The 16,724-nt window shown below is 70.7% G+C and carries 18 protein-coding genes; 1 reads left to right on the top strand and 17 read right to left on the bottom strand.

What is annotated here, in order from left to right:
* Positions 1-32: 32 nt before the first annotated feature.
* Positions 33-851 carry a CPBP family glutamic-type intramembrane protease gene (locus FU260_RS12730; RefSeq protein WP_168211767.1) on the bottom strand — a complete coding sequence of 273 codons (819 nt, stop codon included), beginning with the start codon at positions 849-851 and terminating at the stop codon, positions 33-35.
* Between the two features lie 45 nt (positions 852-896).
* Between FU260_RS12730 and FU260_RS12725 the strand changes: the two genes are divergently transcribed.
* A complete protein-coding gene (locus FU260_RS12725; RefSeq protein ID WP_147917399.1) occupies positions 897-1,586 on the top strand; it encodes a TetR/AcrR family transcriptional regulator in 690 nt (229 codons plus the stop codon).
* 84 nt (positions 1,587-1,670) lie between these two features.
* Here FU260_RS12725 and FU260_RS12720 read toward each other — a convergent pair whose 3' ends face one another.
* From FU260_RS12720 to alaS, 16 genes are all read right to left on the bottom strand, one after another.
* Positions 1,671-2,129, bottom strand: a complete 459-nt coding sequence (locus tag FU260_RS12720; RefSeq protein WP_147917398.1) for a carboxymuconolactone decarboxylase family protein — start codon at positions 2,127-2,129, stop codon at positions 1,671-1,673.
* A 112-nt stretch (positions 2,130-2,241) separates the two neighbouring features.
* Positions 2,242-3,648: a pyridoxal phosphate-dependent decarboxylase family protein gene (locus FU260_RS12715; RefSeq protein WP_147917397.1), complete on the bottom strand. Its 1,407-nt coding sequence runs from the start codon at positions 3,646-3,648 to the stop codon at positions 2,242-2,244.
* A complete protein-coding gene (locus FU260_RS12710) occupies positions 3,645-4,976 on the bottom strand; it encodes an MFS transporter (protein WP_147917396.1) in 1,332 nt (443 codons plus the stop codon). The genes FU260_RS12715 and FU260_RS12710 overlap by 4 nt, the downstream gene beginning before the upstream one ends.
* A gap of 1 nt (position 4,977) precedes the next feature.
* A complete protein-coding gene (nusB, locus tag FU260_RS12705; RefSeq protein WP_147917395.1) occupies positions 4,978-5,421 on the bottom strand; it encodes a transcription antitermination factor NusB in 444 nt (147 codons plus the stop codon).
* Positions 5,421-5,984 carry an elongation factor P gene (efp, locus tag FU260_RS12700; protein ID WP_147917394.1) on the bottom strand — a complete coding sequence of 188 codons (564 nt, stop codon included), beginning with the start codon at positions 5,982-5,984 and terminating at the stop codon, positions 5,421-5,423. The genes nusB and efp overlap by 1 nt, the downstream gene beginning before the upstream one ends.
* Positions 5,985-6,065: 81 nt before the next feature.
* Positions 6,066-6,479, bottom strand: a complete 414-nt coding sequence (locus FU260_RS12695; protein ID WP_235912335.1) for a hypothetical protein — start codon at positions 6,477-6,479, stop codon at positions 6,066-6,068.
* A gap of 5 nt (positions 6,480-6,484) precedes the next feature.
* Entirely contained in the window at positions 6,485-7,102 is a 618-nt protein-coding gene (locus tag FU260_RS12690; protein ID WP_147917392.1) for a hypothetical protein, read from the bottom strand.
* Between the two features lie 79 nt (positions 7,103-7,181).
* Positions 7,182-7,646 (bottom strand): type II 3-dehydroquinate dehydratase, encoded by a 465-nt coding sequence (locus tag FU260_RS12685; protein WP_147917391.1) that lies wholly within the window; start codon positions 7,644-7,646, stop codon positions 7,182-7,184.
* Entirely contained in the window at positions 7,643-8,728 is a 1,086-nt protein-coding gene (gene aroB, locus FU260_RS12680; protein WP_147917390.1) for a 3-dehydroquinate synthase, read from the bottom strand. Before aroB ends, FU260_RS12685 begins: the two co-directional genes overlap by 4 nt.
* The gene (locus FU260_RS12675) at positions 8,725-9,261 is read right to left on the bottom strand and encodes a shikimate kinase (protein WP_147917389.1); all 537 of its coding nucleotides are present in this window, start codon (positions 9,259-9,261) and stop codon (positions 8,725-8,727) included. The genes aroB and FU260_RS12675 overlap by 4 nt, the downstream gene beginning before the upstream one ends.
* A complete protein-coding gene (aroC, locus tag FU260_RS12670) occupies positions 9,258-10,475 on the bottom strand; it encodes a chorismate synthase (RefSeq protein ID WP_147917388.1) in 1,218 nt (405 codons plus the stop codon). The genes FU260_RS12675 and aroC overlap by 4 nt, the downstream gene beginning before the upstream one ends.
* A 152-nt stretch (positions 10,476-10,627) precedes the next feature.
* The gene (locus FU260_RS12665) at positions 10,628-11,335 is read right to left on the bottom strand and encodes a prepilin peptidase (protein WP_235912334.1); all 708 of its coding nucleotides are present in this window, start codon (positions 11,333-11,335) and stop codon (positions 10,628-10,630) included.
* Between the two features lie 34 nt (positions 11,336-11,369).
* A complete protein-coding gene (locus tag FU260_RS12660) occupies positions 11,370-12,347 on the bottom strand; it encodes a shikimate dehydrogenase (RefSeq protein WP_147917387.1) in 978 nt (325 codons plus the stop codon).
* On the bottom strand, positions 12,344-13,507 hold the full coding sequence (gene mltG / locus FU260_RS12655; RefSeq protein WP_147917386.1) for an endolytic transglycosylase MltG: 1,164 nt from the start codon (positions 13,505-13,507) through the stop codon (positions 12,344-12,346). Before mltG ends, FU260_RS12660 begins: the two co-directional genes overlap by 4 nt.
* On the bottom strand, positions 13,504-14,013 hold the full coding sequence (gene ruvX, locus FU260_RS12650; RefSeq protein ID WP_235912333.1) for a Holliday junction resolvase RuvX: 510 nt from the start codon (positions 14,011-14,013) through the stop codon (positions 13,504-13,506). The genes mltG and ruvX overlap by 4 nt, the downstream gene beginning before the upstream one ends.
* Positions 14,006-16,702 carry an alanine--tRNA ligase gene (gene alaS, locus FU260_RS12645; RefSeq protein ID WP_147917385.1) on the bottom strand — a complete coding sequence of 899 codons (2,697 nt, stop codon included), beginning with the start codon at positions 16,700-16,702 and terminating at the stop codon, positions 14,006-14,008. Before alaS ends, ruvX begins: the two co-directional genes overlap by 8 nt.
* Positions 16,703-16,724: the final 22 nt, after the last annotated feature.

Raw genomic sequence — 16,724 nt, 5'->3', positions numbered from 1 at the left:
TGAGGGGCGCCACGTCGCGCGGGCGGGCCGGGTCAGCGTGCGTCGGCGGCTTCGCCTGCTATGTGGTCCGCGGGCGAAGCTGGCCGCAGCGGACCGGTCCGGACGATCCACCAGGCGGCCAGCACCAGGAGCAGCCCGGTCACCGTAGCGAGCAGCGCATGGTCGGCCCCGGTGAGATCGCCGGCGTCGGCTACCAGGTTCAGCGCGGACAGCGGCAGGGCGTGGCCGAGCACGGCCGGCCATACGCTGCCGAACCGGTGCACCAGGGCGCTGAGCAGCAGACCCAAGGGGAACAACCCGAGGGTCGAGGCCACTGCGATCGTCGGGCTGATCGTTCCCTGCGCGGCCATCACACCGTGCAGCGGGAGGTGGAAGGCCACCCACACTGCGGCTACCACCACGGCCGAGGGCCAAAAACCCCACGGCAGAGCCTGCTGCAGGAAGCCACGCCAGCCGACCTCTTCACCGAGGGTGCTCAGTGAGAAGATGAGGATCGATGGGATGAGCATCACTGCCGCCGGCCCGAGCACGCTCCACGGCTGGAACTCGGCGCTGGTGAGGGCGGTGAGCACTGCGGCACTCAGGGCATACACCACCAGCAGAACGGCGACACCGGTGACCGCACCGGCCAGCAGACGACGTATCCCCCCGGGGCGCAGCCTCCACCACACGAGCAGCCCACCGGGTAGTGCGGTCAGGCGCAGCACCACCAACGAGACCAGGGCAGGGAGCCACCGGCCCACCACCGTGAACCACTCCGGAATTTCCGCGTCGAGCAGCCAGAAGATGCCGCAGATCGCGGTGATCAGCCCCAGGGTTCCGATCACGAACCAGGCCGCGGTGCGGCTCACCGGCGTATTTGTTCGCTGCACAAACCAGGACGCTACCATGAGGCGATGCAGAGTCGGCGGCGCAGAGGACCACGTGGGGACCTCAGTGCCGATCTACTCCTCGCCGCGGCTGAGCGCGTACTCGAGGCAGGTGGGTTACCGGCGCTGTCGCTGCGCGCCGTGGCGCACGAGGCCGATGTCACCCCGACGGCGGTGTACACGTACTTCTCCGACATGGCCGATCTGCGCCATCGCCTCGCTGACCGGTTCCTCGGCACCCTCGACCTGGACCTGCTCACCGATCCGCCGGCCGCCCCGCTGGCACTGCGAGAGTTCCTCCGCCACGTGCTCGACGTGTTCGCGCGCGCTCCGGGCCAGGTGCAGATCCTGGCCAGCCAGCGCATCCTCGGCCCGCACGCACTCGCGCTGAACGAGGCATTGCTCCTCTTCTTCATCGAACGCGTGGGCCATCCTCCTCCGGTGGCCGCCGCCGCGACCGATCTCGTCACCGAGTGGGTACACGGCGCGCTCCTGCTCTCGCCGTCGAACCTCCCGCTGACTGAAGACGTCTCCTTGGCGGGCTACCCGCGCACGGCGGCGATGCTCACCGGAACCGGAACCGGAACCGGAACCGGAACCGGAACCGGAACCGGAACCGGAACCGGAACACGTCCGGCAGACCCTTCGGAGAGCGAGGCCGCCGCCGCGACATCGTTGGACTTGGTGGTCCGAGCCGTGACGCGAGGCGAGAACTGACGAGCCGCCGGGGCTCACGAGCCGCTGGGGCTGACGAGCCGCCGGGGCTGAGGCGGTGCCGGGACTGACCTCGGGGCCAGCCGCTCAGTCCGCGGGCAGTGGCTTCGGCGCAGTGACGTTGAGCGCGTTGAAGGTTTGGATCACCGCGCCCGCCCAGACCAGCACGGAGAGCTGCTCCGCGGTGAACACCTCCGCGGCCCGGTCGTACACCTCGTCCGGAACCTGCTGGGTCTGGCTCAGCGTGCTCATCGCTTCAGCCAGCGCGAGGGCGGCCCGCTGCTCGTCGGTGAACAGCTCGGTCTCGTGCCACACCGGCAGGACGGCGAGCTGGCGGGTGGTCACGCCTGCGCGTTGCGCGTCCTGCGCGTGCATGTCGGTGCAGAAGGCGCAGCCGTTGATCTGCGAGGCGCGGGTCTTCACCAGCTCGACGACGTCCGCGCTCAGGCCCACCTCTTCAGCCGTCTGCTCCACCTGCTGGTGCAGGGCGATCAGGCGGCGGAACAGCCGGGGGTGGGTAGTACCGGGGTTTGCACGAGTAGCCATGCCTCGAGTATCCGCCCGAGACCGGCGCTTCTGTACCGCGCCCGCGGCGGGCGTCGCGTGCGTGCCGCGTTTCCGCTTCGCCTTCGCTTCCCGCGCGAGCGGCATCTCTCCCTCAGCGTGCGTCGGGATCGATCACTCCGGCAAGGAGCCCGACCAGCGCGGCCGGTGCCTGGTCCTTCGGCAACGCCTCCAGGGTGGCCATCACCCCGGCCAGCTCCTCGGGCAGCCCGTCGGCGGCCACGCGTTGCACCAGCGCCGGGTCCGGGGCCGGCGCACTTCGGCCACGCACCTCGTTCGATGCCCCGACCAGAGCCTCGGTCAGCTCACCGGCGATCCTGGCGCTCACCGGTGTCAGAGTGAGGTGCGCTGTGCGTGGCAACCACGTGCCGTCCGACTGGTGCAGAGCCGGCTGGGACTGCAGCAGAAAGCCTCGGCGGCGGACAGCATCCACCAGCAGGAACGGGTCCACCTGCCGGGCCGGGGGGAAGGCCGGGTCAGCGCGCAGCGCGAGCAGTGCCGTGCTCGGATCGCCGACCAGACTCAGCCCCTCGATGCCGGTGAGCGCAGAGCGAATCCGATCCGTCGCCCCAGCGGTCTCCGCCACCAGCTCGGCGTAGCCGGCGGCACCGAGCGTGCGGGTGACCGCCCAGGCGGCCGCCAGCGCAGTGGCCGAACGCGAACCCAGCAGCGTCGGGTTCACCACTGGATAGCCCGGCCATGCCGCAGTGGCGAAGTATTGGGCCCGGTGGTTCTCCCGGCCGCGGTAGAGCACCACGGAGGCACCTTTGGGGGCGTAGCCGTACTTGTGCAGGTCGGTGGAGATCGACGTCACCCCCGGCAGCCGGAAGTCCCAGCCGCGCGTCACCCCCGGCCACCAGGGCAGCAGCCACCCGCCGATGCAGGCGTCCACGTGCAGCCAGATGCCCAGGTCGGCGAGCACCTCGGCGACCTCTGCGATCGGGTCCAGCACACCGAAGGGGTAGTTCGGCGCGCTGAGCACCACCAGGGCCGGTGCCGTGCCGCCCTCGCCGGCGGCCGCAACGGCGGCGAGCATGGTGGCCGCACTCAGGGTGCCGGTCTCGGCGGAGACCGGCACCTCGACCAGCTGGAGCCCCAGATAGGCGGCGGCCTTACGAAAGGCGGGGTGCGCCGTCGTGGGCATCACGATCGTGGGCGTGCCGCCGAGGTTGCGCTCGAGCCAGCGGTCCCGGGCCGCCTTCACAGCGAGCACGCAGGACTCGGTGCCGCCGGAGGTGACCGACCCGACCACTTCCTCGTCCCCGCCGGTGACCGAGCGGGAGAACGCCACCAGATCCCGCTCCAGCACGGCCACCGAGGTGAACGTGGTGGGATCCAGACCGTTCACCGGGAGGAAGGCCTGCACCGCTGCAGCAACCACCTCGTCCAGCTCCGGCCGGCCATGGTCATACACATAGGACAGCACCCGCCCGCCGTGGGTGGGCGGGTCGGCGGCACGCAGCGCCTTGAGCTGAGCCCCGATGTCGTCCGTGTCGGTCACAGAGCCACTCCCTTCTGATCGAGCCGATAGCGCCGTAGCGGCACCAAGGACGCCAGCGCGAGCAGCGCCGGCAGGGCGCTGAAGATCAGCACCACCCCGGTCAGTGCGCTCGCCGGCTGGTCGAGCACCTCTGGCCCGGTCCGGGAGACGAAACCGGTCACCGCCAGCACCGCCAGTGCGAGCGTAGGTCCCAGTGCCAGGCCCGCGGTCTCCCCTGCAGTCCACACTCCGGAGATCACCCCCGCCCGGTCCCCGGAGACCGCACGGTCGGCGGCGATCACATCCGGCAGCATCGCCAACGGGTACAGCTGCATCCCGGCGTAGGCGATCCCGGCCAGCGCCACGCTGGCATACACCCACCATCCGGTGCCGGCAGTCATCAGCAGCAACGAGCCCGAGGCGCCGGCGAACAGCACGGTCGCGGCCACGAACGCGCGCTGCTTACCGATCCGCTCCGCCAACTTGCGGGCCGGCACCATCACCAGCAACGCCGGGGCCACCAGCGCGGCGAACAGGAACGTCACCGCCGACTCGTCGCCCAGGGTGTAGGTGGCCACATACTGAGCAGCGGCCAACATCGCGCCGGTGGCCAGTGCCTGCAGCACGAACGCGGCCAGCAGGGTGCGCAGCGGCGCATTCGTGCGCACCGCGTGCCACCCGGCACGCAGGGCTCCGGTGCCGGACTCCTCGGCCGGTGTTGCCGGCACCAGCGCCCGGGCCGGCCGGCCAGCGCCCCAGGTGGTGACCAGCATGCCCAGGGTCATCATCAGCGCGCAGACCACCGCCATCACCAGATAGCCACTCGCCCCGCCACCGGCCACGTCGCGAACTGCCGGGCCGCCGGCCCCGAACAGCAGGATGGCCACGGCCAGCACCGCGATCCGAGGTGCCAGCAGCCGGGTGCGGGAGTGGTAGTCGGGGGCGAGATCCGCCGGTAGCGCGATGTAGGGCACCTGGAACAGGCTGAACGAGGTGGTCGCCAGCACGAACGCCCCGACCACCCAGACGGCCGCCCAGGTCCCGGTGATCGGCGCGGCGAACACCGCGGTGAACGTCAGTGGCAGGGTGAGGGCGCCGATCAGCATGAACGCCCGCCGGGAGCCGTGCCGCGCGGCGTACCGGTCGCTGAACCGGCCGATGAACGGGTCGATCAGCACGTCCCATACCTTCGGCACGGTGACGACCAGCGAGGCCAGACCCGCTCCTACGCCGAGGGTGTCGGTCAGGTAGTAGCTCAGCACCAGGCCCGGCAGCGTGCCGAACCCCCCTGTACCCACCGAGCCGAGCGCATAGCTGGTCCGCACGCGACGGCTGATCTCGGTGGTCATCTCACTCCACCAGCGACGATCCCAGGTCTGCGATCCGAGCGAGCAGCCCGTTGACGAAGTTCGGCGACTCGTCGGTGGACAGTTCCTTGGCCAGACCGACCGCCTCGTCGATGGCCACCGGGTCGTCGACGTCGTCGTTGTAGAGCACTTCCCAGGTGCCCATCCGCAGGATCGCCCGGTCCACCGCCGGCATCCGCTCCAGCGTCCAGCCCTGGGAGAAGGTGGCGAGCACCTCATCGATCCGCTCGGAGTGGGCCACCACCCCTTCCACGATCTCGACGGCGTACTCGGGCAGGGCGGTCTGCGCACCCGGGTGCACCAACCGCTGCGCGAGCACCGAGGTGGCGGTCACGGCCGCACCGCCGGAGGTGGCCGCCCCGCCGCGCTGGTCGGCCTCGTAGAGGATGTCGACGGCGCGCTTGCGGGCACGGGTACGTGCGGGCACTAGTCGTTCACTCGGCCGAGGTAGTCACCTGAGCGGGTGTCCACCTTCACCTTGGTCCCGGTCTCCAGGAACAGCGGCACCTGGATCTGGTAGCCGGTCTCGATCGTTGCGGGCTTGGTACCGGCCGAGGACCGGTCGCCCTGCAGGCCGGGGTCGGTCTGGGTGATCTCCATGACCACGGAGGTGGGCAGGTCGATGTACAGCGGGAGGCCGTCGTGCATCGCGACGATCGCCTCCTGGCCCTCGAGCAGGAAGTTCGCGGCGTCTCCGACGATGTCGTCAGTGATGGTGATCTGCTCGTAGTCGGCCGTGTCCATGAACACGAAGCCGGTGCCGTCGTTGTACAGGTACTGCATGTCCCGGCGGTCGACATTGGCCGTCTCGATCTTCAGTCCGGCGTTGAAGGTCTTCGCGACCACCTTGCCGTTGGTCACGCCCTTGAGCTTGGTGCGCACGAACGCCGGCCCCTTTCCCGGCTTGACGTGCTGGAACTCCACCACGGACCAGAGCTGGCCTTCGAGGTTGAGCACCATGCCGTTCTTGAGGTCGTTGGTCGTTGCCACAAGCTTCCTTTGCTGGGTGAGGGACATCCTGAGCGCCGCAGCGGCGACTGCCGGGGTGACCCGGTCGACCGTTGCGCCCGCTCAGAGTATCGCCCCGAGACCCCCTACTGCTGCCACACCGACGGCGCAGGCCCACAGGTACGAGGTGAGCGTGCCCACCAGGAACCGTTCGGAGACCCCGGTGGCCGGTTCGTCCCGCAGGGTGGAGAACCGGCCCAGCCCCTTGATCGCGACGACCACGGCGATCCCTGCCGGGTAGGCCACCAGGATGGCGCCGGTCACGGCGAGCCGTTCCAGGATGCCGATCCACAGCCCGCCGCGCAGGATCTCCTCCGGGGCCAGCTCGGCAGCCGGGGCCAGCGTGGGGGTGGCCGCCTCCGGTGTGCGCCGCCGGCGGCCGGCCAGGCGGAGGATGCCGGCGGTCAGCGGAGCACCGGCGCCCGCGGAGAGAGCGAACGCCGCGATCACGATGCCCACGGTCCACAGCGTGTCCATACCGTTCATCCTGCCGTGCCGGTGTCCAGAGCGTGCAGCAGACCCGCCGCGAGAGGTTCGACTCCGCGCACCTCGTCCCAGAGGGCGGCCTGCAACCGTTGGCTGGCGGCTTGCGGGGAGATGCCGAGCGCGTCGGCTGCGGCCCGGGCGGTGGGTGCTCGCAGGCGAGCGTCGATCATCTCCCAGCCGGCCGCGCTGCGCCGGCGCACCACTGCGGCCATCAGCTGCAGCAGCGCCTCGGCGTCGCGAGCTGTGGCCGGATCGGCGGCGACCACGGCGACCGGTGCCGGAACGGTCCGACCCCCGGCTCGTTCCACCGCCTCCCGGGCGTGGATGAAGACCGCACCGGAGGAGGCGCGTGAGGTCGTCGCCAGGTGCTCGGCCTCGCCCACGCCGATCCCGACCGCCCACTCCTGCAGGCGCTGTAGCTCCAGGGTGAGCCGGACCGTGGTGGCGGCATCATCGAGCACTGCTTGGACCTCATCGCCCACCGTGCGTTCGAACGGAAGCCGCACGCCGGGCAGTTCCTGGTCCTCGATCAGCGCGGCCAGGGTGGTCAGCAGGGTGTCGACATGTTCCCCGGTGCGGCGGGAGGCGTCCTGATCAGCAGTGATGACGAACATTGATCCAGGTTACAGCCTAGATGCCTTGGTATCAAGTAGTGACACTTGATGATGAAGGGTCAAGGCTGCAGCCCTGCTGTCAGTGGTCGGCCCGCTCGACGTCCAGTGCGGCCAGTGCCAGCCGGTAGGAGTGTGCGCCGAACCCGGCGATGGTGCCGGTCGCCACCCCACCGATCACCGAGGTGTGCCGGAACGTCTCCCGACTGGCGGGGTTGGTCAGGTGGACCTCGATCAGCTGGAGGCCGGCCGTGGTCACCAGGGCGGCGGCATCGCGCAGGGCGTAGGAGTAGTGCGTGAACGCCGCCGGGTTGAGCACCACATCGGCGCCGGAGTCCACCGCCTCGTGCAGCCAACCGATCAAGGTCGTCTCATCGTCGCTCTGGCGCACCTCGGCGTGCAGGTCGAGGTCGGCGGCCCACCCGCGGACCAGTGCGGTCAGGCCGGGCAGGTCCAGATGGCCGTAGATCTCCGGCTCCCGGGTGCCCAGCCGGCCCAGGTTGGGCCCGTTCAGCACCAGCACGTCAGTTCCTGAGCGTCGAGTCATCGCCTCTCCTCGGTGATTGCGGCGTAGGCGTCCTGCAGCCACACCGGGTCCGGGTCGTCCAGCCGGGTGGGGGCCCCTACCTCGGTGAGCACTACGAACCGCAGCGCGGAGCCGCGGGCCTTCTTGTCCCGACCCATCGCCTCCCGCAGCGCCGGCCAGACATCGCCGCGGTAGCCGGTCGGCAGTGCGAGCCGGGTGAGAATCTCCCGGTGCCGAGTCACCACCTCCGGTGCGAGCAGTCCCGCTCTGGCAGCGAGCTCCGCTGCGAAGACCATCCCGACCGAGACCGCATCCCCGTGCCGCCAGCGGAACTGCTCCTGGTGCTCGATCGCGTGGGCGAGAGTGTGCCCGTAGTTGAGGATCTCCCGGCGGCCGGCCTCCTTCAGATCGGTGGAGACGACGTCGGCCTTGACTGCCACGGCGCGGTGGATCAGCTCGCCGATCACGGTCCCGGCCGGATCGGCGGCCGCCTCCGGGTCTGCCTCGATCTGGGTCAGGATCGCAGGGTCAGCGATGAAGCCGCACTTGACGATCTCGGCCATCCCGGCGCGCAGGTCCGCTGCCGGCAGTGTGCTCAGCCAGTCCAGGTCGGCCAGCACCGCCATCGGCGAGTGGAACGCGCCGACCATGTTCTTGCCCTCACCGGTGTTGATCCCGGTCTTGCCGCCTACTGCCGCGTCCACCATGCCGAGCAGCGTGGTCGGGACCTGGATCACCTGCACGCCGCGCAGCCAGCTCGCGGCGACGAACCCGGCCAGATCGGTGGTGGCTCCGCCGCCGATGCCGATGATCACATCGTCGCGGGTGAAGGACGCCCGGCCCAGTGCCGCCCAGCACTCGGTCGCCACCAGGGCGGTCTTGGCGGCTTCACCCTCCGGTGTGCAGTGCCGCAGCACCTGATGACCGGCCTCGGACAGGGTGGTGGCCACCGTGTCCACCGCGTCCGAGAGCGCGGGCGGGTGCAGCAGGAACACCCGCACCCCCTCGGGCAGCAGAGCGGTCAGCCGGGCGCGCACGCCGCGCCCGATCAGCACCTCGTAGTCTCGTTCTGCGCGCACCGGGACCGCGAGCGGCTCGGTCATCCTCGCTGCCCGCCTTCGGCCGCCGGCCGGTCACCGAGCGCGGTCAGCACGGCGTCGCTGACCTGCTCGGGGGTCAGTCCGTTGGTAGCGACCACTGTGCTGGCGAGCCGCTCGTAGACCGGGCGCCGGGCGTCCATCAACAGCTGCCACTGCCGCCGCGGGCTGCCCACCAGCAACGGGCGGCTGCGCGCGAGGCCGACCCGCTTGGTCGCATCGGCCAGCCCCACGTCCAGGAACACGACGGTGTGGCCGGCCAGCGCCTGCTGCACCACCTCGTCCAGCACCGCTCCCCCGCCCAGGGCGAGAACGCCGTCGTGCTCGGCCAGGGCGCGATGCACCGCCTCGCGCTCGGTGGCGCGGAAGTAGTCCTCGCCGTCATCGAGGAAGATATCGGCGATGCTGCGGCCCTGCGCGGCCTCTACGTCGGAGTCGGTGTCCCGGTAGGTCACTCCCCAGGTGCGCGCGAGCAGCTGGCCGACAGTGGACTTCCCAGCCCCCGGCGGACCGATCAGGATCACCCGCGGCGCGGTCATCGCATCTGTCCCGGGATCGCCTGCAGGTAGCCCTCCAGATTGCGCGTGGTTTCGGCTACGGAGTCACCCCCGCACTTCTCCAGCAGCGCCTGCGCGAGCACCAGAGCCACCATCGCCTCGGCCACCACGGCGGCCGGTGCGATCGCGCACACGTCGGAGCGCTGGTGCAGCGCCGTGGCCGGCTCCCCGGTGGTCACGTCCACTGTGGCCAGCGCCCGCGGCACGGTGGAGATCGGCTTCAGCGCGGCGCGCACGGCGATCGCCTCGCCATTGCTCATCCCGCCCTCGATACCTCCGGCCCGGTTGGTCTGCCGGTGCAGCCGGCCCTCGCCGTCGCGGACGATCTCGTCGTGGGCGACCGAGCCACGGCGGGCGGCAGTACGAAAGCCGTCCCCGACCTCCACTCCCTTGATCGCCTGGATGCTCATCAACGCACCCGCGAGCCGGGCGTCCAGCCGGCGGTCTCCGTGCACGTAGCTGCCCAGCCCGGGCGGGAGGCCGTAGGCGACCACCTCCACGACGCCGCCCAAGGTGTCTCCGGCCTTCTTCGCGTCATCGATCTCGGCCACCATCGCCGTGGAGGTGGCGTCGTGGAAACAGCGGACCGGGTCCTCGTCGAGCGCGGCGACATCTCCCGGACCAGGGCGAGGAGCGTCGTCGGGAACGGCGACCGGACCGACCTGGACCACGTGCGAGACCAGCTCGATGCCGGCGGCCTGGGCGAGCAGCGCGGAGGCCACCCGGCCGAGCGCCACCCGCGTGGCGGTCTCCCGCGCCGAGGCACGCTCCAGGACGGGCCGGGCATCGTCCAGGTGGTACTTGGTCATCCCGGTCAGGTCGGCGTGCCCGGGGCGGGGCCGGGTGAGCGGCTTGTTCCGCGCCTGTTCGCGGACGTCCCCGGTGCCGGCGTCGACCGCCAGCGCTGCCGCCTCGATCGGGTCGGCGGACATCACCTGTTCCCACTTGGGCCACTCGGTGTTGCCGATCTCGATCGCGACCGGGCCACCCATGGTCAGCCCGTGCCGCACGCCGCCGAGGAGGCGGACCTGGTCCTGCTCGAACTTCATCCGGGCGCCGCGCCCGTAGCCGAGGCGGCGGCGGGCCAGTGCATCGGCGACGTCCTGGGTGGTGATCTGCACCCCGGCGGGCAGACCCTCCAGCACACCGAGAACGGCTTCGCCGTGGGACTCCCCTGCGGTCAACCATCTGAGCATGTCCTCATCCTCCCATGCCACGGCAGAGCACCGATCCGCCGTCCGGGTGGTAGACGCGGCCGGGATGGCGACCGCGTTCTCGGCTAGCCGCCGTCTCATCGGATGGCCACCGTCCGTTCGGCTGGCGTCCGCCCGTTCGGCTGGCGACCGTCTCAGCCGAGCAGCACCGGTGCCCAGCCCAGGGAGAGCGCTGCCCCCGCCACCAACCACGGTCCGAACGCCACCGCCGTGCGACGGCCGGCTCGCCGCGAAACCAGCAGCACCATCGCGAACAGTCCCCCGAGCAGGAACGCTCCGAGCACTCCGGCGAGCACCTCCAGCCAGCCGAACCAGCCGAGCACCAGACCGAGCACACCCGCGAGCTTCGCGTCGCCGAGCCCGAGACCACCGGGGGTGAGCAGGCACAGCAGCAGGAATGCCCCGCCGAGCACGGCTCCAGCGAGCAGCGCCCGGCCCAGGTCTGCCCACGGCGCCCCGGTCAGGCACAGCACCAGCCAGCAGAGCAGCACCCAGCCGGCAGTGGGCACGGTGAGCCGGTCCGGCAGGCGGTGCACGGCAAGGTCTGCTGTCACCAGCAGAGCCAGCCCGACGGCGGTGCCGGTCAGGGCGATCGTCTCGCCCAGGCTGTGGCTGCTCAGGCCGGTCCCGCTCAGGCCAGTCCCGCTCAGGCCAGTCCCGCTCAGGCCGGGCCCGCGTAGCCCGGCGGCCAAGCCACCGAGGACGGCGAGCAGCACATGTGTGCGGCGGGCGGTCCAGACCGTCCGGGCACCGATCATCTGCACCAGCGCCGGGGAGGCGGCCCAGGCGAGCCCGCCCGCGGCCAGCGCGCACAGCACTGCGGCGAGCAGCTCGGTCGGCATCGGGCCAGTCTGGCAGGCGGAGACCGGCGTGCGCTCAGCCCTGTGGAGAACCGGTGCCGGAAGTTTCCGGCGCGGTGGCCGGGCCTGCAGCGGCCGGGTCCGGTGCGGTGCCCGTATCCGGTGCGGTGCCCGGGCTCGGCAGAGGGCCGGCCACCTGCCGCTCCTCGAGCGCCGACAGCAGCGCGCTGCGCATCGTTTGCACTGGGGCCTCGTGGCCGGTCATCAGCCGCACCTGCTCCGCCGCCTGGTGCAGCAGCATCAGGTAGCCCGGAGCGATCGTGCCGCCGGCAGCGGACCAGGCGGCGGCCATCGCCGTCGGCCAGCCGGCGTAGACCACGTCCAACAACACCTGGTCCGGCCGCAGCCGGTGACCGGCCAAGTGCTCGGTGAGCGGGTCGGCGGCATACTGCGGCAGGGTCAGCACCACGATGTCCGCCTCCCGCAGGCGGTCCGGAACGGACGCCGCGTCCAGCGCCAGATACTCCGGTTCGATGCCCATCCGGGCGGCGGCCCGGCGTACCGCACCGACCCGGGCCAGCGAGCGGGCGAGCACCAGCGGGTCGTGTATCCCGAGCTCACCGAGTGCGGCGAGGGTGGAGCTCGCCGTGGCGCCACCACCTACCACCACGGCGCGCCGTGGCCGGTGCTCGGCGGGCTGGACCTCGCGCACGCTGGCGGCGATGCCGTGCACGTCGGTGTTCGCACCGATCAGCAGTCCGCCGGGTGAGCGCAGCAGCGTGTTCACCGCACCGACGACCTTCGCCAGCGGCTCCACATGGTCGGCCAGGGTGAGCGAGACGTGCTTGAGCGGCATGGTCAGGCTCAGGCCCGCCCAGGAGTCGTCCAGACCGGTGAGGAACGCCGCCAACGCGTCCTCGTCCACGTCATGGAGCTGGTACTGCCAGTCGGTGAGGCCGAGTGCTGCGTAGGCGCTGCGGTGCAGCACCGGCGAGAGGGAGTGTGCGACCGGGTGCCCGAGCACGGCGGCGCGGCGAGTGACTTCCGCCGTCATCGGTTCTCGGCGACCCACTCGCGGAAGGCCTCCTGGTTCTGGTGATGCTCGTCCACGTCGTCGGTGAAGCGGGTCTCGCCGGTGTCCAGGTTGACGGTCACGAAGTAGCACCAGTTGCCGTTCGCCGGACTCTGCGCAGCCTCCATGGCTGCCTGCCCCGGCGAGTTGATCGGCGTCGGGGGCAGCCCCGGCACCCGCCGGGTGTTGTACGGCAGGCTTGCGTCGTCCCACTGGTCACTGGTGATCTCGGCCGCGGGAGTGTTCAGCCCGTAGGCGAGCGTGGAGTCCATCCCGATGGTGCCGTCCCCGCTGCACCCGTCGATCCGGTTCTGCACCACGCGTGCGACCCTGCCCCGGTCCTCGGGGAGCACCACCTCAGCCTCGATGATCGAGGCGATGGTCAACGTGTCCTCGCGCTGGTTCCTGGGCACCTCCAGGTCGTCCAGTGTGGCCACGGTGCGGTCGACCATCTTCTCCAGGATCGACTGCGGGGTGTCGTCGGGGTGGATGTTGTAGGTGGAGGCCAGCAGCCAGCCCTCGATGTTGCCGTTCGCCTCGTCCGGGAGGTGGTTCTCGGCCACGTCCTCGGCGGCCGCCTCGACGTCGGCCACCTCCACCTCGAGCTGGGTGGCGATGCGTTCGTAGATGGTCGTCGCCCTGGTGCCCTCGGGCACGGTGATCGACATATCCGCGCGAGAGGCAGGATCGAGGAGGGCACGGACCGCGTCACTGGCCGCCATCTCCTCCTGCAGCGCATAGGTGCCGGGTTGGATGGACCCGGAATCGGGGTTCGCGCTGAACGCGGACACGAAGGCGCCCTCGGTGGCCACCACGTTCGCTTCGGTCAGCGTGGCCGCGATGTCGGAGCCGTTGTCCCCCTCGCTGACGACGACCTGCACCTGCCCGGTCCCGGGCCCGGGGTAGTCGGTGATCGTCGTCTCGGTGTCCTCGGGAGTGAGCAGCGGGCGCACCAGCACCCAGCCACCGCCGATCAACAGGGCCAGCGCGATGATCATCACCACGAACGAGACGATGTTCCGGCGGCGCTGTACGCGCCGCTTCGCCTTCTGCCGCCGTTCGACGCGGCGCGCCTCGGCCCGGGCGGTTCCGGCGGCTGCATCGTCGGCCACCTCGTTACGGTGGTCGAAGAGGTCCGTCACGTGCGATCCTCCTCGCTTCCGGGGTTCTGTTCACCCTGCGGCGCATCGAGCGCCGTACCAGGCGGACTGCCAGAGTTGCGTTCGTTGTCGAGTGCTGTTTGCAAGATCATCACCGCCGCCACCTGGTCCACGACCGCCCGGTGCTTCCGACCGCTCCGGCCGGCCGCGTGTAGCGCCTGGTGCGCCGAAACCGTGGTCAGCCGCTCGTCCACCAGCCGCACCGGCACCGGGTGGATGGCTGCGCTCAGTCTCTCAGAATACGCCCGCACCCCCTCTGCTGCCGACCCCTCCCCGCCGTGCAGACTGCGTGGCAGCCCGACGATCACCTCGATCGGCTCGTGCTCGCGGACCAGTGCGGTGAGCTCGGTCAGGCCCTCACCGGGTCCCTTGCGGGATACGGTGCGCACCGGTGTGGCGAGGATCCCGTGCGGATCGCATCGGGCGACGCCGATGCGGACCGAGCCGACATCGACGGCCAGTCGCACGCCGGTTCGCAGGTCAGGCACCGGCACCGTCCAGGTCGGCCCCGACCGCCGACACTGCCTCCGGCAGCGCCTCGACGTCGGTACCGCCCCCCTGGGCGACGTCGTCCTTACCTCCTCCACCGCCACCGAGCCGGCTCGCCGCCGTGCGAACCAAGGCTCCCGCCTTGATCCCTGCGGCGCGTGCCGGTTCGTTCGTGGCGATCACCACAATCGGCCGCTCCTTGACCACCCCACCAAGCAGGACCACGGCCGCCTCGGTCGAACCGAGCCGCTCGCGCACGTCCAGTGCGAGGGTACGAAGGTCATCGCCGCCGGCGAGCCCGTCGAGGGTGGCGCCGACGTACCGGGTGCCTCCTCGGGTGGTGGCCGAACTGGCCAGCTCGCCGGCCCGGGCGAGGAGCTGGCCTTGGCGCAGCGTGGTGAGCTCCTTCTCCGCGTCCTTCAGCCGGCTCAGCACGGTGCTGATCCGCTCCGGCAGCTCCTCGCCACGGACCCCCACGAGCTGGGAGAGCTGGCCGACGAGCGCATGCGCCTTCGCCTGGTGGTCATACGCCCCCTGCCCCACCAGGGCATCGATCCGGCGGACCCCGGAGCCGATCGACGACTCGCCGAGCACCGTGACCAAACCGAGCTGTCCGCTGCGCTGCACATGCGTACCGGCGCAGAGCTCCTTGGACCAGTCGCCACCGATGGACACCACCCGCACGCGGTCACCATACTTCTCGCCGAACAGCGCCATCGCGCCCTGGGCGCGTGCGGTGTCCAGATCCATCACCTCGTCGGTGACGTCCAGATCGTCGGCGAGTCGCTCGTTTACCCGCTGGTCGATCTCCCCGATCACCGAGGCCGGTACCTGGCTGCCGTGCCGGAAGTCGAACCGCAGCCGGGACGGCGCGTTCTCCGATCCGGCCTGGGTGGCCTGCTCGCCGAGCATCTCGTGCAGGGCCTTGTGCACCATGTGCGTGGCAGTGTGCGCCTTGGCGATCGCACGACGACGGTCGGTGTCGATCTGGGCCACCGCCACCTCGTCCAGGGCGATGCTGCCCTCGGTGAGGCGGCCGCGGTGGACGTGCAGGCCCTTCACCGGGGACTGCACATCGGCCACGTCCACCACGCCACCGCTGGCGAGGCTGATCGTGCCCTGGTCGGCGAGCTGTCCGCCCGCCTCGGCGTAGAACGGGGTCTGGTCCAGGATGACCTCGACGTCCGCCGGTGCATGGGCCACCGGTGCGGCCGTGCCGTCAACCACCAGCCCGACCACCCGAGCCGAGGTCGTGGCGTCGGTGTAGCCGAGGAACGTGTCGCCACCGTCGAGCGCGCTGAGGAAGTCGCGGTAGACGGCAAGGTCGACGTGCCCGGTCTTCTTCGCCAGCGCGTCGGCGCGGGCGCGCTGACGCTGCTCGGCCATCAGGGAACGGAAGCGCCCCTCGTCCACCTGCACACCCTGCTCGGCGGCCATCTCCAGGGTGAGGTCGATCGGGAAACCATACGTATCGTGCAGCGCGAAGGCGTCGTCGCCGGAGAGCACGGGCTTGGCACCCGAGGACTTGGCCCGGCCGACGGCGGTGTCCAGGATGGTGGTCCCCGAAGCCAGCGTGCGGCGGAACGCCTGCTCCTCCTCGTAGGCCACCTGGGAGATCGTCGGGAAGGACTCCTCCAGCTCCGGGTACACCTCCGCCATGGCGCCCTTGGAGACCGGCAGCAGGTGCGGCATCGCCGGCTCGTCCACGCCGAGGAGCCGCATCGAGCGCACCGCGCGGCGGATCAGCCGCCGGAGCACGTAGCCGCGGCCGTCATTTCCCGGCCGTACGCCGTCGGTGATCAGCATCAGTGCAGAGCGCACGTGATCGGCCACCACGCGCATCTGCACCTGGTCAGGTTCGGCGGAGTTCTCACCGAGCCGGTACCGCCGGCCGGTCAGCTCCTCGACCGACTGGATCACCGGGAACGTCTGATCGATCTCGAACATGTTCTCCCGGTCCTGGAGCAGGAACGCCAGGCGCTCCACGCCGAGGCCGGTGTCGATCGACTTCTGCTCGAGCTCACCGAGGAGCGGGTAGTCCTTGCCCTGACCCTCACCCCGCAGGAACTGGTCGAAGACGTTGTTGTAGATCTCCAGGTACCGGTCGCCGCCAGGGTCCACCGTGCCACCGACGGCATCCGGACCGTAGGCGGGGCCGCGGTCGTAGTGGAACTCCGCACAGGGGCCGGCCGGTCCGGGCTGGCCGGTGTCCCAGAAGTTCTCCTCCTTGGGCAGCCGTACCACGTGCGCCGGATCGACGCCGATCTCGGCCAACGCCTGCCGGGCGTCGTCGTCCTGATCCCAGATCGTCACCCAGATGCGGTCGCCGTCCAGGCCGAATCCGCCGTCGGCAACCGAGCTGGTGAGCAGCTCCCAGGAGAAGCCGATCGACTCCCGCTTGAAGTAGTCACCGAAGGAGAAGTTCCCACCCATCTGGAAGAACGTGCCGTGCCGGGTGGTCTTGCCGACGTTCTCGATGTCGTTGGTGCGGATGCACTTCTGCACACTGACCGCACGGGGCCAAGGAGCCTTCTCCGTGCCCACGATGTAGGGGATGAACGGCACCATGCCGGCGATGGTGAACAGGATCGATGGATCCGGGGACACCAGCGGCGCGCTCGGCACCACAGTGTGGCCACGTTCGGAGAAGTAGGTCAGCCATCGGCGGTGGATCTCTGCGGTACGCATCGGGTCTCGTCTACTCAGCGGG

Source organism: Ruania zhangjianzhongii (assembly GCF_008000995.1).
In the GTDB taxonomy this organism is placed as follows: domain Bacteria; phylum Actinomycetota; class Actinomycetes; order Actinomycetales; family Beutenbergiaceae; genus Ruania; species Ruania zhangjianzhongii.
This window is presented reverse-complemented; position numbering and strand designations above follow the sequence as displayed.